The sequence below is a fragment of the Flavobacterium sp. 123 genome (assembly GCF_003634825.1).
In the GTDB taxonomy this organism is placed as follows: domain Bacteria; phylum Bacteroidota; class Bacteroidia; order Flavobacteriales; family Flavobacteriaceae; genus Flavobacterium.
In genome coordinates this window covers 667,114-691,884 of sequence record NZ_RBXD01000001.1, presented here as the reverse complement: position 1 = coordinate 691,884, position 24,771 = coordinate 667,114, and the positions used below count along the sequence as shown (strand labels likewise).

At 33.6% G+C, this 24,771-nt stretch carries 24 protein-coding genes and 4 tRNA genes; 23 read left to right on the top strand and 5 right to left on the bottom strand.

All coding sequences use genetic code 11. The features are described 5' to 3' along the window. Positions 1 to 16: 16 nt before the first annotated feature. Positions 17 to 1,726, bottom strand: a complete 1,710-nt coding sequence (gene lysS / locus C8C88_RS03105; protein WP_121336725.1) for a lysine--tRNA ligase — start codon at positions 1,724 to 1,726, stop codon at positions 17 to 19. Between the two features lie 270 nt (positions 1,727 to 1,996). On the opposite strand from lysS, the gene C8C88_RS03100 reads away from it, so the two are divergent. Continuing rightward, positions 1,997 to 2,722: a hypothetical protein gene (locus tag C8C88_RS03100; protein ID WP_121336724.1), complete on the top strand. Its 726-nt coding sequence runs from the start codon at positions 1,997 to 1,999 to the stop codon at positions 2,720 to 2,722. Between the two features lie 209 nt (positions 2,723 to 2,931). Beyond that, on the top strand, positions 2,932 to 3,639 hold the full coding sequence (gene lipB, locus C8C88_RS03095) for a lipoyl(octanoyl) transferase LipB (RefSeq protein ID WP_121338542.1): 708 nt from the start codon (positions 2,932 to 2,934) through the stop codon (positions 3,637 to 3,639). Between the two features lie 143 nt (positions 3,640 to 3,782). Here the strand turns inward: lipB and C8C88_RS03090 are convergent, their stop codons facing one another. From C8C88_RS03090 to C8C88_RS03080, 3 genes are all read right to left on the bottom strand, one after another. Then, positions 3,783 to 4,286, bottom strand: a complete 504-nt coding sequence (locus C8C88_RS03090; RefSeq protein WP_147403438.1) for a hypothetical protein — start codon at positions 4,284 to 4,286, stop codon at positions 3,783 to 3,785. Positions 4,287 to 4,498: 212 nt separating this feature from the next. Beyond that, entirely contained in the window at positions 4,499 to 5,080 is a 582-nt protein-coding gene (locus C8C88_RS03085; protein WP_121336722.1) for a hypothetical protein, read from the bottom strand. A gap of 206 nt (positions 5,081 to 5,286) precedes the next feature. After that, on the bottom strand, positions 5,287 to 5,886 hold the full coding sequence (locus C8C88_RS03080; RefSeq protein WP_121336721.1) for a ribonuclease HII: 600 nt from the start codon (positions 5,884 to 5,886) through the stop codon (positions 5,287 to 5,289). 172 nt (positions 5,887 to 6,058) lie between these two features. Here C8C88_RS03080 and C8C88_RS03075 point away from each other — a divergent pair, with 172 nt between their 5' ends. From C8C88_RS03075 to C8C88_RS03060, 4 genes are all read left to right on the top strand, one after another. After that, complete coding sequence (locus C8C88_RS03075) at positions 6,059 to 8,020, top strand: putative porin (RefSeq protein ID WP_121336720.1); 1,962 nt, start codon at positions 6,059 to 6,061, stop codon at positions 8,018 to 8,020. A 90-nt stretch (positions 8,021 to 8,110) separates the two neighbouring features. Next, positions 8,111 to 8,593 carry a 3'-5' exonuclease gene (locus C8C88_RS03070; RefSeq protein ID WP_121336719.1) on the top strand — a complete coding sequence of 161 codons (483 nt, stop codon included), beginning with the start codon at positions 8,111 to 8,113 and terminating at the stop codon, positions 8,591 to 8,593. Positions 8,594 to 8,661: 68 nt separating this feature from the next. Further along, positions 8,662 to 9,936, top strand: coding sequence for a DUF2851 family protein (locus C8C88_RS03065; RefSeq protein ID WP_121336718.1), 1,275 nt, complete (start codon positions 8,662 to 8,664; stop codon positions 9,934 to 9,936). 82 nt (positions 9,937 to 10,018) lie between these two features. Beyond that, positions 10,019 to 10,246: a PspC domain-containing protein gene (locus C8C88_RS03060; RefSeq protein ID WP_121336717.1), complete on the top strand. Its 228-nt coding sequence runs from the start codon at positions 10,019 to 10,021 to the stop codon at positions 10,244 to 10,246. A 79-nt stretch (positions 10,247 to 10,325) separates the two neighbouring features. Here the strand turns inward: C8C88_RS03060 and C8C88_RS03055 are convergent, their stop codons facing one another. Continuing rightward, the gene (locus C8C88_RS03055) at positions 10,326 to 11,804 is read right to left on the bottom strand and encodes an amino acid permease (protein WP_121336716.1); all 1,479 of its coding nucleotides are present in this window, start codon (positions 11,802 to 11,804) and stop codon (positions 10,326 to 10,328) included. A gap of 353 nt (positions 11,805 to 12,157) precedes the next feature. Between C8C88_RS03055 and C8C88_RS03050 the strand changes: the two genes are divergently transcribed. The 17 genes from C8C88_RS03050 to rpoB all read left to right on the top strand — a co-directional run bounded on the left by C8C88_RS03050 (position 12,158) and on the right by rpoB (position 24,668). Beyond that, a complete protein-coding gene (locus C8C88_RS03050) occupies positions 12,158 to 12,949 on the top strand; it encodes a ComEA family DNA-binding protein (RefSeq protein ID WP_370453776.1) in 792 nt (263 codons plus the stop codon). A 16-nt stretch (positions 12,950 to 12,965) separates the two neighbouring features. Further along, positions 12,966 to 14,108 (top strand): acyl-CoA dehydrogenase family protein, encoded by a 1,143-nt coding sequence (locus C8C88_RS03045; RefSeq protein ID WP_121336714.1) that lies wholly within the window; start codon positions 12,966 to 12,968, stop codon positions 14,106 to 14,108. 212 nt (positions 14,109 to 14,320) lie between these two features. Then, a complete protein-coding gene (rpsU, locus tag C8C88_RS03040; RefSeq protein ID WP_035670421.1) occupies positions 14,321 to 14,515 on the top strand; it encodes a 30S ribosomal protein S21 in 195 nt (64 codons plus the stop codon). 69 nt (positions 14,516 to 14,584) lie between these two features. Beyond that, positions 14,585 to 15,481 carry a tyrosine-type recombinase/integrase gene (locus C8C88_RS03035; RefSeq protein WP_121336713.1) on the top strand — a complete coding sequence of 299 codons (897 nt, stop codon included), beginning with the start codon at positions 14,585 to 14,587 and terminating at the stop codon, positions 15,479 to 15,481. A 32-nt stretch (positions 15,482 to 15,513) separates the two neighbouring features. Continuing rightward, positions 15,514 to 15,816 carry a ribosome hibernation-promoting factor, HPF/YfiA family gene (gene hpf / locus C8C88_RS03030; RefSeq protein WP_121336712.1) on the top strand — a complete coding sequence of 101 codons (303 nt, stop codon included), beginning with the start codon at positions 15,514 to 15,516 and terminating at the stop codon, positions 15,814 to 15,816. A gap of 92 nt (positions 15,817 to 15,908) precedes the next feature. Then, positions 15,909 to 15,982: transfer RNA gene (locus C8C88_RS03025), tRNA-Thr, on the top strand. A gap of 32 nt (positions 15,983 to 16,014) precedes the next feature. After that, positions 16,015 to 16,095: transfer RNA gene (locus C8C88_RS03020), tRNA-Tyr, on the top strand. A gap of 79 nt (positions 16,096 to 16,174) precedes the next feature. Further along, positions 16,175 to 16,246, top strand: a tRNA-Thr gene (locus C8C88_RS03015). Positions 16,247 to 16,303: 57 nt separating this feature from the next. Next, positions 16,304 to 17,488 (top strand): elongation factor Tu, encoded by a 1,185-nt coding sequence (gene tuf, locus C8C88_RS03010; RefSeq protein ID WP_121336711.1) that lies wholly within the window; start codon positions 16,304 to 16,306, stop codon positions 17,486 to 17,488. Positions 17,489 to 17,553: 65 nt separating this feature from the next. Then, positions 17,554 to 17,624: transfer RNA gene (locus C8C88_RS03005), tRNA-Trp, on the top strand. 17 nt (positions 17,625 to 17,641) lie between these two features. After that, positions 17,642 to 17,839, top strand: a complete 198-nt coding sequence (gene secE, locus C8C88_RS03000) for a preprotein translocase subunit SecE (RefSeq protein WP_039109059.1) — start codon at positions 17,642 to 17,644, stop codon at positions 17,837 to 17,839. Positions 17,840 to 17,849: 10 nt separating this feature from the next. Next, positions 17,850 to 18,401, top strand: coding sequence for a transcription termination/antitermination protein NusG (gene nusG / locus C8C88_RS02995; RefSeq protein ID WP_121336710.1), 552 nt, complete (start codon positions 17,850 to 17,852; stop codon positions 18,399 to 18,401). Positions 18,402 to 18,469: 68 nt separating this feature from the next. Next, entirely contained in the window at positions 18,470 to 18,907 is a 438-nt protein-coding gene (gene rplK / locus C8C88_RS02990) for a 50S ribosomal protein L11 (protein ID WP_066082293.1), read from the top strand. Positions 18,908 to 18,920: 13 nt separating this feature from the next. Further along, entirely contained in the window at positions 18,921 to 19,610 is a 690-nt protein-coding gene (gene rplA / locus C8C88_RS02985) for a 50S ribosomal protein L1 (protein WP_055094620.1), read from the top strand. Positions 19,611 to 19,632: 22 nt separating this feature from the next. Beyond that, complete coding sequence (gene rplJ / locus C8C88_RS02980; protein ID WP_121336709.1) at positions 19,633 to 20,130, top strand: 50S ribosomal protein L10; 498 nt, start codon at positions 19,633 to 19,635, stop codon at positions 20,128 to 20,130. 89 nt (positions 20,131 to 20,219) lie between these two features. Continuing rightward, positions 20,220 to 20,591, top strand: a complete 372-nt coding sequence (gene rplL, locus C8C88_RS02975) for a 50S ribosomal protein L7/L12 (RefSeq protein WP_121336708.1) — start codon at positions 20,220 to 20,222, stop codon at positions 20,589 to 20,591. A gap of 264 nt (positions 20,592 to 20,855) precedes the next feature. Further along, on the top strand, positions 20,856 to 24,668 hold the full coding sequence (gene rpoB / locus C8C88_RS02970; RefSeq protein WP_121336707.1) for a DNA-directed RNA polymerase subunit beta: 3,813 nt from the start codon (positions 20,856 to 20,858) through the stop codon (positions 24,666 to 24,668). Positions 24,669 to 24,771 lie beyond the last annotated feature (103 nt).

Genomic DNA, 24,771 nt, shown 5'->3' with positions numbered 1-24,771 from the left:
TTACAAAGAAATTAGTTTAACCTACTAATTCTACTATTTTGCTTTCGCCAACAAGACTCACTTTAATCAAGTTGTGTTTTGCTAAACCTTTGGTTGCAGCATCCCATTTTTTTCCACTCAAATCAGATTTGATTTTTAATAATCCCAAATCCATTTGGTTTTCATTGGTTTTCAATAAATCAAGGATTAATTTTTCTTCTTCCGTTAATTCAACTTGAACTTGTTTTTTCTCAGGGCGCATTTGTGGAAACAATAATACTTCTTGAATAGAAGCGTTGTTTGTTAAGAACATCATCAAACGGTCCATTCCAATTCCTAATCCAGAAGTAGGAGGCATTCCATACTCTAAAGCTCTCAAGAAATCTTCGTCAATCGTTCCGTTAGCTTCGTCATCACCTTTTTCAGCCAAACGCATTTGGTCTTCAAAACGCTCTCTTTGGTCAATTGGGTCGTTTAGTTCCGAATAAGCATTGGCTACTTCTTTACCACAAACCATTAATTCAAAACGCTCCGTCAATTCTGGATTGTCGCGGTGTTGTTTGCACAAAGGCGACATTTCTTTTGGATAATCCGTAATGAATGTTGGTTGAATATAATTTCCTTCGCATTTTGCGCCAAAAATCTCATCAATCAATTTACCTTTCCCCATGGTAGCATCTACCTCAATTCCCATTCCTTTAGCAGCCTCGAATAATTCCGCTTCATTTTTTCCAGAAATATCAAAACCAGTAAAATGTTTGATAGAATCCGTCATTGTAACGCGAGCATAAGGAGCTTTAAAGTTCACGGTATGTTCACCAAAAGTAGCTTCACTGGTTCCGTTTACGCCAATAGCGCAATGTTCCAATAAGTTTTCGGTGAATTTCATCATCCAGTTGTAGTCTTTGTAGGCTACATATATTTCCATTGCAGTAAATTCTGGGTTGTGTGTACGGTCCATACCTTCGTTACGGAAGTTTTTTGAAAACTCATACACGCCATCAAATCCACCAACAATTAATCTTTTTAAATACAATTCGTTTGCAATACGCATGTACAACGGAATGTCAAGCGAGTTGTGGTGCGTGATAAAAGGTCTTGCAGCAGCACCACCAGGAATGGGTTGTAAAACTGGAGTTTCAACCTCAAGATATCCTTTGTCATTAAAGAAAGAACGCATCGAATTAAACAATTTTGTTCTCTTGATAAACGTATCTTTTACGTGGTCATTCACGGTTAAATCCACATAACGGCGACGGTATCTTTGTTCTGGATCTGCAAATGCATCGTGTGTTTTTCCGTCAGCATCAGTTTTAACCACAGGAAGCGGTTTCAGAGATTTCGCCAAAACGGTCAACCCGTATACATGAACCGAGATTTCGCCAACTTGCGTTTTGAAAACTGTTCCACGAATTCCAATAAAATCCCCAATATCCAATAGTTTTTTGAAAACTACATTGTACATTGTTTTCTCCTCATCATCCGAAATATCATCTCTTGAAACATACACTTGAATGCGTCCTTCAGCATCTTTCAATTCTGCAAAGGATGCTTTCCCCATGATACGTTTTCCCATCAAACGACCAGCAAGAACCACTTCTTTACCTTCAAATTTCTCGAAATCAGCAAGGATTTCGCTTGAATAAGCAGTTGTGATAAATTCGGCAGCAGGATAAGGTTCGATACCTAAATTGCGCAATTCAGTTAGAGCTTCTCTACGTAATATTTCTTGTTCGGATAATGCCATTATATTCTGATTTTAAGAGCGCAAAGATACTATATAAGTTTTAAAGTTTAAAGTTTAAAGTTTAAGGTTTTTTGAAGCAGAAGATTTTGTTTTTTTAAGACCACCAGTCCCGCTATCCGCTCTATCTTTTTATCTTGTTCAAAAAAAAACAAGATAAAAAGGATGCCGCTGCTATCGGGGCTATTCTACAGCTTTTTGTTTTTCAAAATAGAGAGAAAAATAACACAAAAAGTGTATATTTGAGACTAATTTTTTAATTTAAATTACTTGATGAGAAAATACATCTTCTTGCTACTATCGATTTTTGCCTCAAGTTGCCAAATAACGGAAACCATTTACTTAAACGAAGATGGAAGCGGAAAAATACAAACCGAATTGCATCGGGATGAGCAAACATATATGCAATTAGCAGCAGAAAATTATTCAAAAGAAGATATTTTTCAAGATACAACCTATGTGTTCAAAGATATTATCACAAAATATTCGGAGACATTCTTGCGACTTCCAGCATCAGAACAAGCTATTTTTCAAAAGTTTGAAAATGTGAATGTTCATATTAAAAAAAGTTCTTATGAGAAAGAATTCCGAACCACAATCACTCAAAATTTCAATACAATTTCAGCAGTTCCTGATCTATATAAAACCCAAGAATATGAGGATGATTTGAAACACAATTATGCCTTGAGTGCCGAAGAGCATTACTATAATGTAAGTTATACTTTTGAAAAAAACATTTTCAAAAGAATTGTAAAAATTACAGATTCATTAGAATTAAAAAAACAGCAAGACAAAATCTCAGGATTAAAAAACCGAGCGGCTCATTTTAAAATCAATCAGCCGTATGTTTTAAAATATCATTTTCCTCAAAAAATAAAGTCAGTTTCAAACACTAATGCAAAAATCAGTGAAGACAAAAAGTCCTTGACACTAGAATTTCTCCTCTCTGATTGTTTGCAAAATCCAGAAAGCACAAACCTTGAGGTGATTTTGGATTAGGTTTAGGAACAGTTTATATCAGCTCTTTCGTTGTCAAGTCGAGCGCAGTCGAGACTTAAGTTGAGTCTCGACTGCGCTCGACTTGACAACATAATGAATAATGAACAACTTTATTATTCGTCATTCAAACTTTGTACCTTTGCAATTCACAAATAAAAGAATGAAGTAAGATGGCTTTGCTTCGTACCTCGTAACTCATCGCAATGACTATGAACAAAACAATCCAACTTCAAGATTTAGGAAATAAAGATTACAAAGCAACTTGGGAATACCAAGAAGAATTGTTCAAAGGAATTGTTGATTTGAAAATCAAGAACAGAAGAGAAGAAACGAACATTCCGACAGCTAATTATTTTCTTTTTGTAGAACATCCTCATGTTTACACCTTAGGGAAAAGCGGTGATTTGAGTAATTTACTTTTATCCGAAAAGCAATTGGAGGCCAAAGGAGCAAGGTTTTACAAAATCAATCGAGGCGGAGATATTACCTATCACGGACCTGGCCAAATAGTAGGTTACCCAATTATTGATTTGGAAAATTTTTTCACGGACATACATAAATACTTGCGTTTTCTAGAAGAAGCTATTATTCTAACGCTTCAGGATTACGGATTAACTTGCGGCAGAAGCGAAGGCGAAACAGGCGTTTGGTTAGGTGTAGGAACACCATTTGCCCGTAAAATTTGTGCTATGGGTGTTCGTGCTTCCCGCTGGGTAACCATGCACGGATTTGCTTTAAACGTAAATGCAGATTTGGGTTATTTTGATAATATTATACCGTGTGGTATTCGTGGTAAAGCAGTAACCTCTTTGAATGTAGAACTTGGAGTTGAAAGAGTTGATGAAGAAGAAGTTAAAGCAAAAATCCTAAAATATTTTACCGCATTGTTTGGCTGTTCGATTGTTTCAAAAATCTAGATATTTAATTTCAGCGAATCAAATCATTCCAAATACAAAACCAACTTTTCATTAAGTTAATTGACCAAATTGCTTGTAGCGTTTGTTATGGGTTGTTTGTTTTAGTCGAAATTGTATTTAGATTCTTCCATATCCAACCTTTTTTATTTGTTAACGACGATTTGATTTCTTTCGGCAATAACTATTCGGGCATCTAAATCTAGAATTTCATTATTTGTTTTTGGTTCTTTTTCGACTTTAAAAGTATAAAACCAAGTTTCTCCTTTGTCGAACGAAATCAATGCTAAACCAGATGTGAATTTTACTTTCTTTTTAGCGTCTTCCATTTCCAAGCTGAAAGGAATACTACATTGTAGTTGGTTTTTATAGCTAATTATTTCAGAGTTCTTCCCGAATGTAATGTTTGTTACTTTAGCTCCTTTTGATTCAGCGTTTTTACTCATTTCCGTTAATAAGAAAACTAAATCCTGTTTTGTTTTCAAATATTCGATTAGTTTTGGTGTTGCGAAATCTGAAAGCGTTTCGAAATTTTTTTCTAAAAACAATTCTCTAAATTTTAAAGTAGAGTTTTCAATTTTATTTGACAAATCCTGTCCATTCATTATTAATGGAAATATGAATAACAATAGACAAACGTAATTCTTCATTTAGATAGTTTTTTAAAGTGAACACAACTTATTGATTGTTTTCTTCAGCGTCATTTCTGCACAAGTAACCCATAACGTTCTCGCGCTACAAGCAGTTTGGGACTAAATTAAGCCCATTCTTCGGATTTGCCAAATCTTCCAAATACAAAACCAATTTTAAATTAAGCCTAAAACCCAAATTGCTTGTAGCGTGTGTTGGCGGTTCGGTTTTTTTACCATTCTGTAAATTCGTGATATTGAAGATTTTTTTCTTTTATTGTTGATTCGAATTCTTTAATTTCTTTATATGCTTCTTCTACAATATTTTTATTTTCGTACCAAATATCATCTGCTGGATAACAACAAACTCCATTAGTTAGTTCGGTTAAAATGGCACTAGTTAAACTCGCAAATCTTAATTCAAAGCTATCGCCTGAATGCCAGACAAAATTAACAACTTTCTTGCACTTCTGTAAACGATTTTCTATTTCGGGTTCTGCGATTTCAACACTAACTTGCTTTTTTCCAAGTATTTTTTCAAAGAAGTTTAATTTTGGTTTTAGACTTTCCTTTTCTGCATTAAAATCATAATTGTCAATATAAATTTCAAAGCCACTTATAAGTTTCTTTTCTGTTAAAATTTCTAAGTGTGGATTTTTTAAAATAAACTTAAACGGTAAAAAACCTTCTTGAGTTTCAAATGAAAAATCTGGATGAATTTCTACATTCATATCAAAATCATTTAGTCTTTTAACAATTTTAGGAATTAATTCGTCTGATAATTTTTCAACGTAAACATTTAAATCTAAACTCATTATTTTCGTGGATTTGTTTTTCTATTTTCGGTTTTTCGTTTCGTTCGGCTAAACTGACCGCCAACTTGTATATAGGTCTGACAGAATCAGACTTATCACCCCTAAATCGGGTGGATTTGTCTGACAAATAGCAGACTTATTTGTTTCTCAAATATATAAATAATTCTTTACAAATTATCTAATGAACTTTCGAGATATCTAACAATCTAGATATTTAATTTCAATTGTTCGGGTAAGAGTCTAAAACTCATTCGGTGGTATTTAGTTGTGCCATATTTTCGAATTGCTTCCCGGTGTTCTTTGGTTGGATACCCTTTATTTTGTTTCCAATTGTACATAGGAAATTCTTCGTGAATTCGATTCATGTATTCGTCACGATACGTTTTTGCCAGTACTGAAGCCGCAGCAATACTCATAAACTTAGCGTCGCCTTTTACAATACAAGTATGCGGAATATCAAGAACAGGTTTGAAACGGTTTCCGTCTACAATAATATATTCGGGTTTTGGGTTAAGTTTCAAAATACTTTCTTGCATGGCTTTTATAGAAGCATTTAGAATATTTATTTCGTCTATAACCAATGGTTCTAAATGCGTTACTGCAAAACAAAGCGCTTGTTGTTCAATGATAGGTTTTAATTGCTCGCGTACTTTTTCGGATAATTGCTTGCTGTCATTTAAAATTTTATTCTCAAAATTAGCTGGAAGAATAACAGCTGCAGCAGTAACAGGGCCGGCAAGGCAGCCACGACCAGCCTCGTCAGTGCCCGTTTCTAGAATGAATTCAGAATAATTAAGTTGCAGCATAATTTTTTTTGAAGACAAATATTATAAAATTTTCTTTATAAAATTTCGTTCTAACACCATTTACTATAGCAAATCATAAATTAAATGGTTTTTTTATTTATATGTTTTTATCATTTACCTTTGCGGGAATAAAAATTGTAAAAAACGATTGCCTAATTATATCTTTTTCCAAATGAGAATTCTTACTTCTTTAATTTTTTTAGCATTACCTACGTTACTGTTTTCTCAAATAAAGAGTGGTAAAGAGTTAGATTTTAATAGTAAATATACCAGTGTTACGGATTCAACCAAAAATGTAATTCCGAAAAAAGTAGCGACTTTAGATATGTATCGAATAATTACATTGGAACGCGATACAACTTATATTGACACCTCGCTAACCATCCAAAAAGAGTATAGCCATAATTATTTGCGTAAGGATAATTTTGGGCTTTTGCCTTTCGCAAATGACGGTCAGACTTACAATACATTGCAATATAGTTTGACTAATTTTTCTCCGTATCCTGAATTTGGATTCAAAGCGAAACATTTTAATTTCTTGGAAGCAAATCAAATTAGATATGCTTCAGTTGCTACGCCAGTAACGGAATTGTATTTTAAAACTACACAAATGAAAGGACAATCCGTTGATTCTTTTGTTACTTTAAATACATCTGAAAACCTTAATTTTTCATTGGCTTACAGAGGTTTGCGTTCAGAAGGGAAGTATATTAACCAAATGTCAAGTACTGGGAATTTCAGATTTACGTTAAGTTATAATTCTAAAAACAAGCGTTATTTTGCAAACACACATTATACCTACCAAGATATTTTAAACGAGGAAAACGGCGGAATTACAACTGTTGAAGATTTTGAAAGTGAAAATATAGATTATAAAAACCGCCAACGATTAGAAGTTTATTTGACGGATGCCAAATCTTTTTTGAAAGGGAAAAGACTATTTTTAGACCATTCTTTTAGAATAAATCCAACCAAAGGAGCTAATAATTTATACATCGCGCATCAATTTAATTACGAAAATAAGTTTTTCGAATTCAATCAAGCTACTGTTACATCATCCGCTAATGGAAGAACGGTATATAGATTTGGAGATTCTTATAAAAGCAGTGGTATAAATGACCAGACGCATTATAATAAAATGTATAATAGAGTAGGGCTTGCATACGAGAACACTACTTTAGGAAAGTTTCAATTTTTTGTTGATGACTTTAGATCGAACTATTATTACAATCAAATTTTGATTTTCGACACGAAAATAGTTCCAAGTTCTTTAAGCCAAAATATAAATAATGTCGGTGGGCAATATCAATATCGAAAAAACAAATGGAATGGTACCTTTTTGTACTCTCGATCTATTACAAATCAGTCGTTATCTAATTTAGATGCTAAACTGCAATATGATATTAACGAGGATAATCAACTTACTTTTCAGTATCAAAACATTAATAAATTGCCGAATAACAATTATAATTTGTACCAAAGTAGTTACGTAGCATACAATTGGTCGAATGATTTTAAGAACGAAAAAATTAATTCCTTAATTGCTAATGCAACTACGCCTTGGATTAATGCTTCATTTCAGTTTTCGGTTTTGAATGATCATTTGTATTTTGCAGATGTTTCCACCCCAACTCAAGCGTTGAGTATGACGCAAATTGTTGCGCCTGCACAATATGATGGAACTATAAATTACCTTTCGGTCAAAGTGGGCAAAGAATTCAAATTTGGGAAGTTCGCTTTAGACAACACCCTTTTATATCAAAAAACATCTCAGCAAGAATCCATTCTGAATGTGCCTGAAATTGTAACTAGGAATACGATTTATTTCACTAATTATTTTTTCAAGAAAGCCTTGTATTTGCAAACAGGTATAGTATTTAATTATTTTACAAAATACTATGCGAATGATTATAATCCTGTAATTGGAGAGTTCTTTGTTCAAAAAGAAAAAGAAATTGGAAATTTCCCAAATCTTGATTTTTTCGTTAATGCTAGAATTCAAAGAACTAGAATTTATTTTAAAGCAGAGCATTTTAATTCTTCTTTGACAGGCAATAATTTTTACGCATCCCCTAATAATCCGTATCGTGATTTTACAATCCGTTTTGGATTGGTTTGGAATTTTTTTGAATAGAATTCTATTAAAACATTAAATTTTGAGCCATAAGTTTACCGAATTAAATTCGTTAGATTTGTGGTTTTTAGTTTTTATAAATACAAATAAATGACTTTTACCGCAATAGATTTTGAAACTGCTACAGCATTCCATCCTTGCTCTGTAGGAATTGTAACCGTAGAAAACGGAATAATTGTAGATGAATTCGTCAGTTTAATTAAGCCACCGAATAATTTGTATTCACCCTTTACGATTCAAGTTCACGGTATTTATCCAAAGGATACGGTGAATGCAAAATCATTCGCACAAGTTTACCCTGAAATAAAAAAACGACTTCAAAATAAAGTAGTTGTAGCTCATAATGAGAGTTTTGATCGAAATGTTTTAGCCAAATCGATGGCAAGTTGTAATTTAGATTATGCTGAGTTAAACATAGCTTCACGATGGGAATGCACGGTAAAAATTTATAAGGCTAAAGGATTAAAACCTACAAAACTGAGTGATTGTTGTCGAGAAATGAATATTCAACTCCAGCATCATGAAGCGTTATCAGATGCGCGCGCTTGTGCTAAATTGTATTTATTGAGGTAAATTTCTTTCATTTTTATGTTTTTTTGGTTACTTTAGTCTTTAATCTATTTTAATTTAAAGACTGAAACATGAAAGAAGATTTTCTTCATTACCTCTGGAAGTTCAAAAAATTTGACTTGCTAAATCTCAGAACTTTCACAGGAGAGGAAATTACTATCATTCATGTTGGTCAATATTTAGAATTGGCAGGACCAGATTTTTTTAATGCTCAAATAACAATTGGAAATCAAAAATGGGCAGGAAATGTTGAAATCCATATTAAATCTTCGGATTGGTATGTCCATCATCATGAAAGAGATGCTGCTTATGAAAACGTGATTTTACATGTAGTTTGGGAAAACGATACAACGATTTTTAGGAGTGACAATTCTGAAATTCCCGTTTTAGAACTCAAAAAATACGTTGATGCCGTAACGATTACAAATTATCAAGCATTGATTGCTCCAAAATCATGGATTTTTTGTGAAAAAGAATTAAGTAAAATAGACTCCTTTGTTTTTAAAAATTGGCAAGAACGTTTGTTTTTAGAACGTTTAGAGAGAAAATCACAACCCATTTATGATTTATTGGAAGAAACAAATCAGGATTGGGAAGCTGTTTTGTTTTGGCTTTTAGCCAAAAATTTCGGTTTAAATACCAATGGTGAAATTTTTCTTAAAATCGCTAAATCAATTCCTTTTTCAATAATTAGAAAAGAGAATTTTGAATTGCAGAACTTAGAAGCTTTAATCTTTGGTACAGCGGGATTATTGGCTTCAGAAAAAGAAGATGCTTATTTCAAAGACTTACAATTCAGGTATTTTTATTTGTTGCATAAGTACCAAATAGAAAAACCAATAATAGAACCCGTTCATTTTTTTAAACATCGTCCAGATAACTTTCCTACTATTCGTCTTTCTCAATTAGCAGGATTGTATCATAGTCAGCACAATTTATTTTCGAAAATTATTGGTTTTAATTCGGTTGCAAACATCTATCATATACTTGTGGTATCGGCTTCTTTATATTGGCAAAATCATTATCAATTTGATAGAGAAAGTCCAAAGAAAAAGAAAGGGCTGTCAAAATCTTTCGTTGATTTGATTATTATAAATACAATTATTCCATTACAGTTCGCATATGCCAAAAGCCAAGGGAAAGATGTTTTGGAAGAACTAATGCAATTGCTTCATGAGGTTGCTCCAGAGAAAAATGCAATTATAGATAAATTTAATTCTTTTGGAATAAAATCAACAAATGCATTTGAGACACAGTCTTTGTTGCAACTAAAAAATGAGTATTGTAATAAAAGCAACTGTTTGAAATGTGGAATTGGAATGGAATTGCTGAAAAAAGAAGCGTAAGTTAATCTCGGATTTATTTACAAGGAAATAGTATAATGTTGTAAATTTGCTTCCGAATGAATTATAAATAAACTCCCAAAAGATGTCCGCAGTAATTAGGCTTAAATTTTTTTTTGAAAAACATGGTTTCCATGTATCTTCCCGTTTGGCTGATAAATTAGGAATGCGAGTAACTAGCGTACGTTTGTTTTTTATTTATATATCCTTTGTTACAGCTGGATTATGGTTTGGAGTTTATTTGACTTTAGCTTTTTGGATTCGTTTGAAAGATTTGATACGAGCGAAAAGAACTTCTGTTTTTGATTTGTAAATTATATTTTTATCAAAAAAAAAGTCCAATAAAGTATTTATACTTTATTGGACTTTTTTTATGTTTTGTGAGTTAGGATTTATTCCTTAGGGTTGTTTAGAACACTATTTTTTTTGCTGTAAGCAAAATAAATAATTACTCCAATTGCCATCCAAGCAAAAAGTCTTAACCAGTTTGTCCAACCTAAACCTGCCATCATTAAGACACATGTAATAACCCCTAAAATAGGAATTAATGGAACAAAAGGAGTCTTGAATTCACGTACCATATTAGGTTCTTTTTTTCTAAGAATGATAACTGAAACGCACACAAGTGAGAACGCAAATAAGGTTCCAATACTAGTCATGTCACCTACAATATCTCCAGGAATAAAAGCAGCAAATGCACCTACAATTATTAAAATAACAATATTAGCTTTGTAAGGAGTTTGATATTTTGAGTGCAAATCACTGAATGATTTTGGTAATAAACCATCTTTACCCATTGCATAAAACACTCTTGATTGTCCTAATAACATTACTAAGATTACAGAAGAGAATCCTGCTAATATAGCTATAGTTACTAGTTGACCTAACCAAGCATAACCTATCATGTATTTATTTATTGCAAATGCTACAGAAGCTTCTTTTCCACCAGTTCTAAAATCTTCAATAGTTGCAACACCTGTCAATACATGCGCAAAAAGGATGTACAATAAAGTACAAACAGCTAATGATCCTAATATACCTATTGGCATATTACGTTTAGGGTTTTTAGTTTCTTGTGCAGCAGTACTTACGGCATCAAAACCAATAAAAGCGAAGAAAACGGTTCCAGCAGCTCCTATTATACCCCAAAAACCTCCAAAGTGATGGTCAATTCCATGTTCGTCAGTAAAAATTGAACTTGGCGGGATATAAGGCGTATGGTTAGCAGGATTAATGAAATTCCATCCTACAATAATTATTAAAACAACAATAACAACTTTTACAACAACAATAATTCCGTTTACAAAAGCAGATTCTTGAATACCTTTAATCAATAATAAACTTATCACACCTACAATAAACAAAGCCGGTAAATTTATCAATCCTTGCTCGCCAGTTTCCAAATTGGATTGAAAAGGGGAATGGGATAATGAATATGGAATAGGGCTTACGTGAAGCACATTAATTAGTAAATTGTTAAGGTACTCGCTCCATGCAATTCCTACTGTCGCTGCACCTACGGCGTATTCAAGTATTAAATCCCAACCGATAATCCAAGCTAAAAATTCACCCATAGTTGCGTATGTATACGTATAGGCGCTTCCTGAAATTGGAATTGAAGAAGAAAGTTCTGCATAGCATAATCCTGCTAAAGCACAACCGATAGCAGCAACAATAAAAGCTATTGTTACAGATGGTCCGGCGTTTTGTGATGCTGCCATTGCAGTTCTTACAAACAATCCTGCACCAATAATAGCGCCAATTCCTAACGCAATTAATGACCAAGCGGTTAGTGTTCTTTTTAATCCTTTTTCGGAATCAGCGGCCTCTGCTAAAAGCTGGGCTAATGGTTTTCTTTTCCAAATTGACATAAATATTGTTTTTATTGTTATTAAGTTCCAAATGTATTGTTTTTTGTAAAAAATAAAAACAAAATTCGAGTTTTAAGTTATAAAAATTAATTAATCGTTGTGTTTAATGGTTGAGCTGTTCTTGATGTTGAATTTATTATGCTTTATTAGTATCTGTTTTTTTAGAATTATTTTTTTTAGCTAAAATTTTAGTTCGGCAAGCTATTTTGTAGTAAATTATTTATAATTTTAGAAAACAAAAAATAATTCCCTTTTCAGAAATGACTTTTAAAACGATAAAAACATATTTTAATTTTTCGCGGGAACAACGAACAGGATTATTTTTATTATTTGCAGTTATACTTTTTTTGCAGATGATTTATTTCTACTTCGATTTTAGTACCCTTGTAAAAGTTTATCCCGAAAAACAAAAGTGGCTTTCGTTGCAGTCTGAAATAGATGTTGCAAAACGAGAAAGAAAAGCATACTTGCCAAAAGTATATCCTTTCAATCCTAATTTTATTTCTGATTACAAAGGGTATAAATTAGGAATGTCAGTTCAAGAAATAGATCGGTTGCTTGCTTTTAGAAAAAAAGATAAATATGTGAATTCCGCAGAAGAATTTCAAAACATTACAAAAGTTTCGGATTCGTTATTAAATGCTATTGCGCCGTATTTTAAATTTCCAGATTGGGTTACTAACAAAACTAAATTCAAATCTTTCCCTAAATATACAGATAAGGCTTTCGCCAAAAAAGAAAAAATTATTCCAATTGATATAAATAAAGCAACTCAGGAAGAGCTGATGAAAATTTACGGAATAGGAGAAGCTATTTCTCTTCGGATTTTAAAACAAAAAGAAAGTTTGGGTGGATTTGTATCAATGGATCAGATGAATGATGTTTGGGGACTTTCGCCAGAAGTAATTGAAAAATTGAATATAAGTTTTAGAGTTACAGTACTTCCTGATTTTAAAAAGATAGCTATAAATGATGCGTCAATGAAAGAACTTGCTCAGTTTCCGTATTTTAAATATCCACTTGCAAAACAAATTGTAACTTTTAGAAGCATGAATGGAGATATTAAGAATATTGAGGATTTGATAAAAATTAAGGGTTTTCCTGTTGATAAAGCAAAAATAATTGGCTTATATTTGAGCTTTTAAAATAAAGCTGAATACAATGAACTTTGATTATAACGAAACGCAATCTATGATTGCACAATCAATACGTGATTTCGCAGAACAAAACATCAGACCGCATATAATGGAATGGGATGAGGCGCAGGTTTTTCCTGTTTCTTTATTCAAAAAATTAGGTGAAATGGGGTTTATGGGAATTTTGGTGCCTCAAGAACTTGGAGGTTCAGGATTAGGATATCATGAATATGTAACTATAATTGAAGAAATTTCGAAAGTTGATCCATCCATTGGATTATCAGTAGCAGCTCATAATTCATTATGCACCAATCATATTTTGACATTTGGTAATGAAGAACAAAAGAAAAAATGGATTCCTAAATTAGCAACGGGAGAACACATTGGAGCTTGGGGATTGACAGAACATGGAACTGGATCTGATGCAGGAGGAATGAATACCACTGCGGTTAAAGATGGTGATTTTTGGGTGGTGAATGGCTCAAAGAATTTTATTACACATGCTATTTCTGGAGATATTTCGGTAGTTATTGTTCGAACTGGTGAAAAAGGAGATTCAAAAGGAATGACTGCTTTTGTTTTTGAGAAAGGAATGCCAGGATTTGGTTCTGGAAAAAAAGAAAATAAATTAGGAATGCGTGCTAGTGAAACTGCTGAGTTGATATTTGATAATTGCCGTATTCCAGATGCCAATAGATTAGGTGATGTAGGGCAAGGTTTTATTCAGGCAATGAAAATTTTAGATGGAGGAAGAATATCTATTGGAGCTTTGTCATTAGGAATTGCAAAAGGCGCGTATGAAGCTGCATTAAAATATTCGAAAGAAAGACATCAGTTTGGGAAAGCAATTTCTGAATTTCAAGGAATCTCATTTAAGTTAGCGGATATGGCAACTGAAATTGAAGCTTCAGAATTGTTGATTCATAAAGCCGCTTTCTTGAAGCAACAACATAGACCAGTAACTACGCTTGGTGCTATGGCTAAAATGTATGCTTCCGAAGTTTGTGTGAAAGTTGCGAATGATGCCGTTCAAATTCACGGAGGCTATGGGTATACCAAAGATTATCCAGTAGAAAAATTCTACAGAGATTCCAAGTTATGTACTATTGGAGAAGGAACTACCGAAATTCAAAAATTGGTGATTTCGAGAAATATTTTGAAAGAATAGAGACTTTTGTATAACTGATAGAATAGCCAAAAGGAAAGGTTCGAGGCAAAGCCGAACTGAGCGGAGCTAAATTGGAACTTGGCTTTTTCGATTTAATCTAATCTCTTTTATCTTTATTCTATTTCCCTCTTTAAAATAATTCGTAATTCATAACTCATAATTCATAATTAATATATACTTTTGCGCACTTAAAGAAAGGGGGTGTCTATATTATGTTAATTATACCAATTAAAGACGGAGAAAATATCGATAGAGCGTTAAAACGTTACAAAAGAAAATTTGATAAAACAGGAACTGTTCGTCAACTAAGAGCACGTACTGCTTTTATTAAGCCTTCAGTAACAAATAGAATCAAAATTCAAAAAGCGGCTTATATCCAAAATATGAGAGATAACTTAGAGAGTTAGTCTATATCTATTAAATAAAATACCGTTAGTCATTAAAAGTTTTATAACTTTGATGCTAACGGTTTTTTTATGGCTTCAAATAAAAATGCATTTCGGGATTATCTTCAGTTTGAGAAAAAATATTCTCTGCATACCGTCAATGCTTATTTGAATGACTTAGCCTACTTTGAGGCTTTTAATAAAAATCATTTCGATCAAGAAACTATAGAGCAAGTTAATTACAGTCAAATCAGGAGTTGGATAGTTTCGCTTGTTGATGATAACATGTCGAATGTTTCGGTAAACAGAAAGATAGCATCCCTAAAAGCGTTTTATAAATTTTTACTAAAAATAAAACAGATAGAAGTTAGTCCTCTGTTAAAGCATAAAGCGTTAAAAACCCCTAAAAAAATACAAATTCCATTTTCTGAAAAAGAAGTTGATGAAGTTTTGAGTCAAATGCAAAATCCAGTAGGTTTTGAGGAAATACGAAACAAACTTGTTATTGATTTATTTTATACTACAGGAATGCGAAGAGCAGAACTAATTCATTTAAAGTTAGTTAATGTTGATTTGTCAAATGGAGTAATTAAGGTTCTTGGAAAAAGGAATAAGGAAAGGCTAATTCCTGTCTTGCCAATTATTACGGAGCAGTTGTCTGTCTATATAAAGGAGAGGTATTCTTTAGAAGTTATTGTCAGCGAAGATTATTTTTTTCTCACAAAAAAAGGGTTAAAATTGAATGATTCGTTTGTGTATCGACTAATAAATTCTTACTTTAGTACTGTCTCCGAAAAGGTAAAGAAAAGCCCTCATGTATTAAGACATACATTTGCTACTCATTTACTAAATAACGGAGCTGATTTGAATTCGGTAAAAGAATTATTAGGGCATTCAAGTTTAGCATCAACACAAGTGTATACACATAGTAGTTTATCAGAACTAAAACAAGTTTATAAAGATGCTCATCCGAGAAACCAAAAATAATTCAAAAATGTTTAACCATTAAAAAAAAGATTATGAAGGTAAATGTTCATGCAGTTAACTTTACTGTTGACAGAAAGCTAGTAGATTTCGTTCAAGAAAGAATGGATAAATTAGAGAAGTATTATGATAAAATAGTATCCTCTGACGTTTTTTTAAAAGTTGAAAAAACAAGCGACAAAGAAAATAAATTTGTTGAGGTGAAAATTAATGTGCCGGGAGATGATTTCTTAGTGAAGAAACAATGTAAGACTTTTGAAGAAGCGATTGAGCTTTCAGCAGAATCTTTAGAACGATTATTGGTAAAAAGGAAAGAAAAAATAAGAACACACGTTTAATATAAAATTTTTTTTAAAAAATGTTTTGATTGAGAGATAAAATCTCTACATTTGCAGTCCGTTAGAAATAGCGGACTTTTTTTATTGAAATTGCCAGCGTAGCTCAGTTGGCTAGAGCAGCTGATTTGTAATCAGCAGGTCGTGGGTTCGAGTCCCTCCGCCGGCTCAAAGTCGGAAGGTTTTAAAATAAAAAAAGTTGGGGAGATACTCAAGCGGCCAACGAGGGCAGACTGTAAATCTGCTGTGTGAACTTCGCAGGTTCGAATCCTGCTCTCCCCACGATGAATGTTTTAAATGTTAGATTATAAGTTTTAAATTAATTTAAAATTCAACATTTATTATTTAAAATTAATTCTCTGCCGGTGTAGCTCAGGGGTAGAGTGCTTCCTTGGTAAGGAAGAGGTCTCGGGTTCAATTCCCGACATTGGCTCAAAATTGAATATTTGAACACTAATAAATATATAACTAAGATTAAAAATTAAGTAAAATGGCAAAAGAAAATTTTAATCGTTCCAAACCGCACTTAAATATAGGTACAATTGGACACGTCGATCACGGAAAAACTACTTTAACTGCTGCAATCACGAAAGTATTATCTGATGCTGGTTACTGTCAAGCAAAATCATTTGATCAAATTGATAACGCTCCAGAAGAGAAAGAAAGAGGTATTACAATTAATACATCTCACGTAGAGTATGAAACTGCTAACCGTCACTACGCACACGTTGACTGTCCAGGTCACGCGGATTACGTAAAAAACATGGTTACTGGTGCTGCTCAAATGGATGGTGCTATTCTTGTTGTAGCTGCTACAGACGGACCAATGCCACAAACACGTGAGCATATTCTTTTAGGACGTCAGGTAGGTATTCCTAGAATTGTTGTATTCATGAATAAAGTGGATATGGTTGATGATGAGGAATTACTTGAATTAGTTGAAATGGAAATTAGAGACTTATTGTCTTTCTATGAATATGATGGTGATAATGGTCCTGTTGTTCAAGGTTCTGCTTTAGGTGGATTGAATAACGATCCTGCTTGGGTTCCAAAAATCATTGAATTGATGGAAGCTGTTGATGCTTGGATCGAAGAGCCGGTAAGAGATGTTGCAAAACCTTTCTTGATGCCAGTTGAGGATGTATTCTCAATTACAGGTCGTGGAACTGTTGCTACAGGTCGTATCGAAACTGGAGTTGCTAATACAGGAGATGCTGTTGAAATCATTGGTATGGGAGCTGAAAAATTAACTTCTACTATTACTGGAGTTGAGATGTTCCGTAAAATCCTTGATAGAGGTGAAGCTGGAGATAACGTAGGTATCCTTTTGAGAGGTATTCAAAAAGAAGACATCAAAAGAGGTATGGTAATCTGTAAACCAGGTTCAGTTAAACCACACGCTCATTTCAAAGCTGAGGTTTATATCTTGAAAAAAGAAGAAGGTGGTCGTCACACACCATTCCACAATAATTACCGTCCACAATTTTATGTACGTACAACAGACGTTACGGGTATCATCACTTTGCCAGCAGGTGTAGAGATGGTTATGCCTGGAGATAACTTAACTATTGAAGTTAATTTGTTGAGCGAAATTGCATTGAATGTTGGTTTACGTTTCGCTATCCGTGAGGGTGGTAGAACTGTAGGAGCTGGTCAGGTAACTGAAATTCTATAGTAATTATTTTTTATAATAAATTGAAAAAGCCAGTAACGCTTTGTGTTGCTGGCTTTTATTAACGAACGGGCGTAGTTCAAGGGTAGAATAGCGGTCTCCAAAACCGTTGATGGGGGTTCGAATCCCTCCGCCCGTGCAAAAAAATATATCATAATGACAAAAGTTGTTAATTACATATCGGAAGCATTTGAAGAATTAAAATCAAATGTAACTTGGCCAGCTTGGGCTGAAGTGCAACGTCTAACAATTGTTGTTGCTGTTTTTTCAGTATTATTCGCTTTGGCAACTTGGGGAGTAGATGAAATTTTTGCAAAAGCATTAGCTGGATTTTTTAACTGGATAAAAGCTTAATTTTTTTGTGATGACAGATAATAATGTAAAGAAGTGGTATGTCGTTCGAGCAGTAAGTGGACAAGAAAATAAAGTGAAAGCTTATATTGAAACTGAAATCGCTAGATTAGGAATGAGTGATTATGTTTCTCAAGTTCTAGTTCCTACCGAAAAAGTGGTTACTGTAAAGGAAGGTAAAAAAATATCTAAAGATAAAGTATATTTTCCGGGGTATGTAATGATTGAAGCAAACCTTGTTGGTGAAATTCCTCATATTATTAAGTCAATAACAAGCGTAATTGGGTTTTTAGGAGAGACTAAAAATGGAGAACCGGTTCCGTTGAGAGTTTCAGAGGTTAATAGAATGTTAGGTAAAGTAGATGAGTTAGCTGTAAATACAGATACTCGCGCTATCCCTTTCAACTTAGGAGAAACGGTTAAGGTTATTGATGGACCTTTCAATGGTTTCAACGGTACAGTTGAAAAAATAAATGAAGAAAAGCGTAAACTTGAAGTAATGGTGAAAATTTTCGGAAGAAAAACACCATTAGAATTGAGTTTTATGCAAGTTGAAAAAGTATAATTTTTTGTTACATCTATAATATCCATTACAATTGCTTCCAATAATTGTAGTGTTAAATTTTTTAAAAAATGGCTAAAGAAATTAGTAAGGTAGTTAAACTACAAGTTAAGGGAGGTGCAGCGAATCCGTCGCCACCGGTTGGACCTGCTTTAGGAGCTGCTGGGGTAAACATCATGGAGTTCTGTAAGCAATTTAATGCTAGAACACAAGATAAACCTGGCAAAATATGCCCAGTACAAATTACTGTGTATAAAGACAAATCATTTGATTTTGTTGTAAAAACTCCTCCAGCAGCAGTTCAGTTAATGGAAGCTGCAAAGCTAAAATCTGGTTCTGGTGAGCCTAATCGTAAAAAAGTAGCTAGTGTTACTTGGGAACAAATTAGAGCAATTGCTGAAGACAAAATGCCTGACTTAAATGCATTCACTATGGAGTCTGCAATGAGTATGGTTGCTGGAACAGCTAGATCTATGGGTATAACTGTATCAGGAGACGCTCCTTTTTAATTAAGAGAAAGACATGGCAAAATTGACAAAAAAGCAAAAAGAGGCTGCTTCAAAAATTGAAAAGAACAAACTATACTCTTTGAAAGATGCTGCTGCATTAATTAAAGTTATAGCTTCTGCAAAATTTGATGAGTCTGTTGATATCGCAGTTCGTTTGGGTGTAGATCCAAGAAAAGCGAATCAAATGGTTAGAGGTGTGGTAACATTACCTCATGGAACTGGTAAAGATGTTAAAGTATTAGCATTAGTTACTCCAGATAAAGAAGCGGAAGCTAAAGAAGCTGGTGCAGACTATGTAGGTCTTGATGACTATTTACAAAAAATCAAAGACGGTTGGACAGATGTTGATGTAATCATCACTATGCCTGCTGTAATGGGTAAATTAGGTCCATTAGGTCGTATTTTAGGACCTAGAGGTTTAATGCCAAACCCTAAAACAGGTACTGTAACTATGGATGTTGCAAAAGCTGTTCAAGAAGTTAAAGCTGGTAAAATCGATTTCAAAGTTGATAAAACTGGTATCGTACATGCAGGAATTGGTAAAGTTTCTTTTGGAGCTGAGCAAATTTATGACAATGCACACGAAATTATTCAAACATTAATCAAACTTAAGCCAACTGCTGCTAAAGGTACCTATATTAAAGGTATACACCTTACAAGCACAATGAGTCCAGCAATTGCGTTGGATCCTAAAGCAGTATAATTGGTAGTTAATAATTTTTAGTATGACTAGAGAAGAAAAATCAATCGCGATTGAAGATTTAACTGCACAGTTAGCTGGTACAAATATTATTTATGTATCTGATATTTCTGGATTAAATGCAGAGACAACTTCAAATTTGAGAAGAGCTTGTTTTAAAGCAGGTATAAAATTAGAGGTTGTTAAAAACACTTTGCTTGCAAAAGCAATGGAGGCTTCTGATAATGATTATGGTGACTTACCTTCTGTATTGACAGGTAATAGCGCTATATTTATTTCAGATGTTGCAAACGCTCCTGGGAAAATTATCAAAGACTTCAGAAAAAAATCAGCAAAACCTATATTGAAAGGGGCTTATATTAACGCTGAAGTTTACATTGGAGATGATCAATTAGATGCATTAGCAACTATTAAATCTAAAGAAGAACTTATTGGCGAAATCATTGGATTACTTCAATCACCAGCACAAAGAGTTATTTCTGCACTTCAAAACCAATTCGCTAGCGAAGGAGCTGAAGCATAGTAAAAACCTGGGTATCCCAAGTTTTTATTTAAAAAACGCGCACAATAAATAAATTATATTTTACAAATCATTTTAAAACGATAGAAAAAATGGCAGATTTGAAACAATTCGCAGAACAATTAGTTAATTTAACTGTAAAAGAAGTTAACGAATTAGCAACAATATTAAAAGACGAGTATGGTATTGAGCCTGCTGCTGCAGCTGTAGTAGTTGCTGCTGGTGGTGGTGATGGTGCTGCTGAAGAAGCTCAAACTGAATTTACAGTTGTATTGAAAGAAGCTGGTGCTTCTAAATTAGCAGTTGTAAAATTAGTTAAAGAACTTACAGGTTTAGGTTTGAAAGAAGCTAAAGATGTAGTTGATAGCGCACCAAGCAATGTAAAAGAAGGTGTTTCTAAAGAAGAAGCTGAAGGGCTTAAAAAATCTTTAGAAGAAGCTGGAGCTGTAGTTGAATTAAAATAATTCAAACATAGTTTTAAACTAGGTTTAGGCCTTGGACAACTGCGTCCAATGGCCTAAACCATTTTTCGTATAATAAAATTATATCCAGTTTTATTATAAAATAGTTTAAAATACGAAAAAGCTTTTAACCAAATACGAAGAAAAAAATGAACTGATTTCCTGGTTTATTTTTAAAGATGTACTGGTTATAAATTAAGGAAAGTATATATTAAACAGTGTTTTACACAAAAAATTACTTTTTTAAAATCAAAATTTTCTCCATTGATGATAACAAATCAGACTGAAAGATTGAATTTTGCCTCTACAAAAAATATTCCTGACTATCCAGATTTTCTAGATGTTCAGGTTAAATCTTTTAAAGATTTTTTTCAATTAGAAACTAAATCTGATGAAAGAGGCAACGAAGGGTTATACAACACCTTCATGGAAAACTTTCCAATTACAGATACAAGAAATAATTTTGTATTGGAATTCCTAGATTATTTTGTAGATCCACCACGTTATACAATTCAAGAATGTATAGAAAGAGGTCTTACGTATAGCGTACCTTTAAAAGCAAGGTTAAAACTATATTGTACAGATCCAGAGCACGAAGATTTTGAAACTATTGTTCAGGATGTTTACCTCGGTACAATTCCTTACATGACGCCTAGTGGTACTTTTGTTATCAATGGTGCTGAACGTGTTGTTGTTTCTCAACTTCACCGATCTCCAGGTGTTTTCTTTGGACAATCATTCCATGCAAATGGAACTAAATTATATTCTGCCAGAGTAATTCCTTTTAAAGGTTCTTGGATAGAATTTTCAACAGATATCAATAGCGTTATGTACGCTTATATCGATAGAAAGAAAAAATTACCTGTTACAACTTTATTCCGTGCAATTGGTTTCGAAAGAGACAAGGATATCCTTGAGATTTTCGACTTAGCTGAGGAAATTAAAGTTTCTAAAACAGGACTTAAAAAATACATCGGTAGAAAATTAGCTGCACGTGTTTTAAATACATGGCATGAAGATTTCGTGGATGAAGATACTGGAGAAGTAGTTTCTATCGAACGTAACGAGATTATCCTTGATAGAGACACCATTATCGACAAAGATAATGTAGAAGAAATCATTGATTCTAACGTTAAATCTATTTTGTTGCATAAAGAAGATGCTAATCAAGGTGATTATGCAATCATTCACAATACGCTACAAAAAGATCCAACAAACTCTGAAAAAGAAGCTGTTGAGCATATCTACAGACAATTGCGTAACGCAGAACCGCCTGATGAAGAAACTGCTCGTGGTATTATAGATAAATTGTTCTTCTCTGACCAACGTTACAACTTAGGTGAAGTAGGTCGTTATAGAATGAACAAAAAACTTGGTTTAGATATCCCAATGGAAAAGCAAGTGCTTACCAAAGAAGATATCATTACCATTGTAAAATATTTGATTGAATTAATCAACTCTAAAGCAGAGATTGATGATATTGATCACTTATCAAACCGTCGTGTTAGAACAGTTGGTGAACAATTGTCTCAACAATTCGGTGTTGGTTTAGCGCGTATGGCGAGAACTATTCGTGAGAGAATGAACGTTAGAGATAACGAGGTGTTTACACCAATTGATTTGATTAATGCTAAAACATTATCATCAGTTATCAACTCTTTCTTCGGAACAAACCAGTTATCTCAATTTATGGATCAAACGAATCCATTGGCTGAGATTACGCACAAAAGAAGATTATCTGCGCTAGGACCAGGTGGACTTTCGAGAGAAAGAGCTGGATTTGAGGTTCGTGACGTTCACTATACGCATTACGGTCGTTTATGTCCGATTGAAACTCCTGAGGGACCAAACATTGGTTTGATTTCATCTTTAGGTGTTTATGCTAAAGTTAACGGAATGGGTTTCATCGAAACACCTTACCGTAAAGTAACTAATGGAACTGTAGATTTAAATGCTACTCCAATTTACTTAAGCGCTGAAGAAGAAGAAGGAATGATGATTGCGCAAGCAAATATCGAAATGGATGCTACAGGAAAAATTACTGCCGATAACGTAATTGCTCGTCAAGAAGGTGATTTCCCAGTAATCGAACCAACTAATGTTGATTATACTGACGTTGCTCCAAATCAAATTGCTTCTATCTCTGCTTCTTTGATTCCGTTCTTGGAACATGATGATGCGAATAGAGCCTTGATGGGATCTAACATGATGCGTCAAGCTGTACCATTAATTCGTCCTGAAGCTCCTATTGTTGGAACTGGATTAGAGCGTCAAGTTGCTTCTGATTCTAGAGTTTTAATTAACGCTGAAGGAGACGGAACTGTAGAATACGTTGATGCTAATATCATCACTATAAAATACGATCGTTCTGAAGAAGAAAGAATGGTAAGTTTTGAAGCAGATGAAAAAACATACAATCTAATTAAATTTAGAAAAACCAATCAAGGAACAAGTATCAACTTGAAACCTATTGTAAGAAAAGGTGATAGAGTTGTTCTTGGTCAAGTATTGTCAGAAGGGTATGCAACTCAAAATGGAGAATTAGCTTTAGGTCGTAACCTAAAAGTAGCGTTCATGCCATGGAAAGGATACAACTTTGAGGATGCGATTGTTATTTCTGAGAAAGTAGTTCGTGACGATATTTTTACCTCTATTCACGTGGATGATTATTCATTAGAAGTTAGAGATACTAAATTAGGTAACGAAGAATTGACGAACGATATACCAAACGTTTCTGAAGAAGCTACTAAAGATTTAGATGAAAATGGTATGATTAGAATTGGAGCTGAAGTTAAACCTGGCGACATTCTTATCGGAAAAATTACACCAAAAGGAGAATCGGATCCTACTCCAGAAGAGAAATTGCTTCGTGCAATCTTCGGGGATAAAGCAGGTGATGTTAAAGATGCTTCATTGAAAGCGTCTCCATCTTTACACGGTGTTGTTTTAGACAAAAAATTGTTTGCAAGAGCAGTAAAAGATAAACGTAAACGTACTCAAGATAAAGATGCTTTAGGAGCACTTGAAATGGAGTTTGAAGTTAAATTTGTTGAATTAAAAGACAAATTAGTTGAAAAACTTTTCTTGATCGTAAACGGAAAAACCTCTCAAGGTGTAATGAATGATTTGGGTGAAGAAGTTTTACCAAAAGGTAAAAAATATACTCAAAAAATGCTTTATGCTGTAGAAGATTTCGCTCACTTAAGTAAAGGTCAATGGGTTGCTGATGATGTAACTAATAAAATGGTTAATGATTTAATTCATAACTATAAAATTAAATTGAACGATTTACAAGGTGCGTTACGTAGAGAGAAATTCACAATTACAGTTGGAGATGAATTACCAGCTGGAATTTTGAAATTAGCTAAAGTTTATATCGCTAAAAAACGTAAACTGAAAGTTGGGGATAAAATGGCAGGACGTCACGGTAACAAAGGTATTGTTGCTCGTATTGTTCGTCATGAAGATATGCCTTTCCTTGAAGACGGAACACCTGTTGATATCGTGTTGAACCCACTTGGGGTACCTTCACGTATGAACATTGGTCAAATTTATGAAACGGTTCTTGGTTGGGCTGGACAAAACTTGGGTAGAAAATTTGCTACACCAATTTTTGATGGAGCAACTCTAGATCAAATCAATGAATTGACTGACGAAGCTGGAGTACCACGTTTTGGACATACACATCTTTATGATGGTGGAACTGGAGAACGTTTCCATCAAGCAGCAACTGTTGGTGTTATCTATATGTTGAAATTAGGACACATGGTTGATGATAAGATGCACGCACGTTCAATCGGACCATACTCATTAATTACGCAACAACCTTTAGGAGGTAAAGCGCAATTTGGAGGTCAACGTTTTGGAGAGATGGAGGTTTGGGCACTTGAAGCTTATGGAGCATCAAGTACACTTAGAGAAATCTTGACTGTTAAATCTGATGATGTTATTGGTAGAGCTAAAACTTACGAAGCTATCGTTAAGGGAGAGTCTATGCCAGAACCAGGATTGCCAGAATCATTCAATGTATTAATGCATGAATTGAAAGGTCTTGGTTTAGATATTCGTTTAGAAGAATAGCATTTTAGTATTCAGTGTTCAGTATTTAGTAATCAGTGATAAGCTGAACACTAACTTCTGAATACTGAACACTTTTTTTAAAGAGTTTTTAGGATTTAGACCC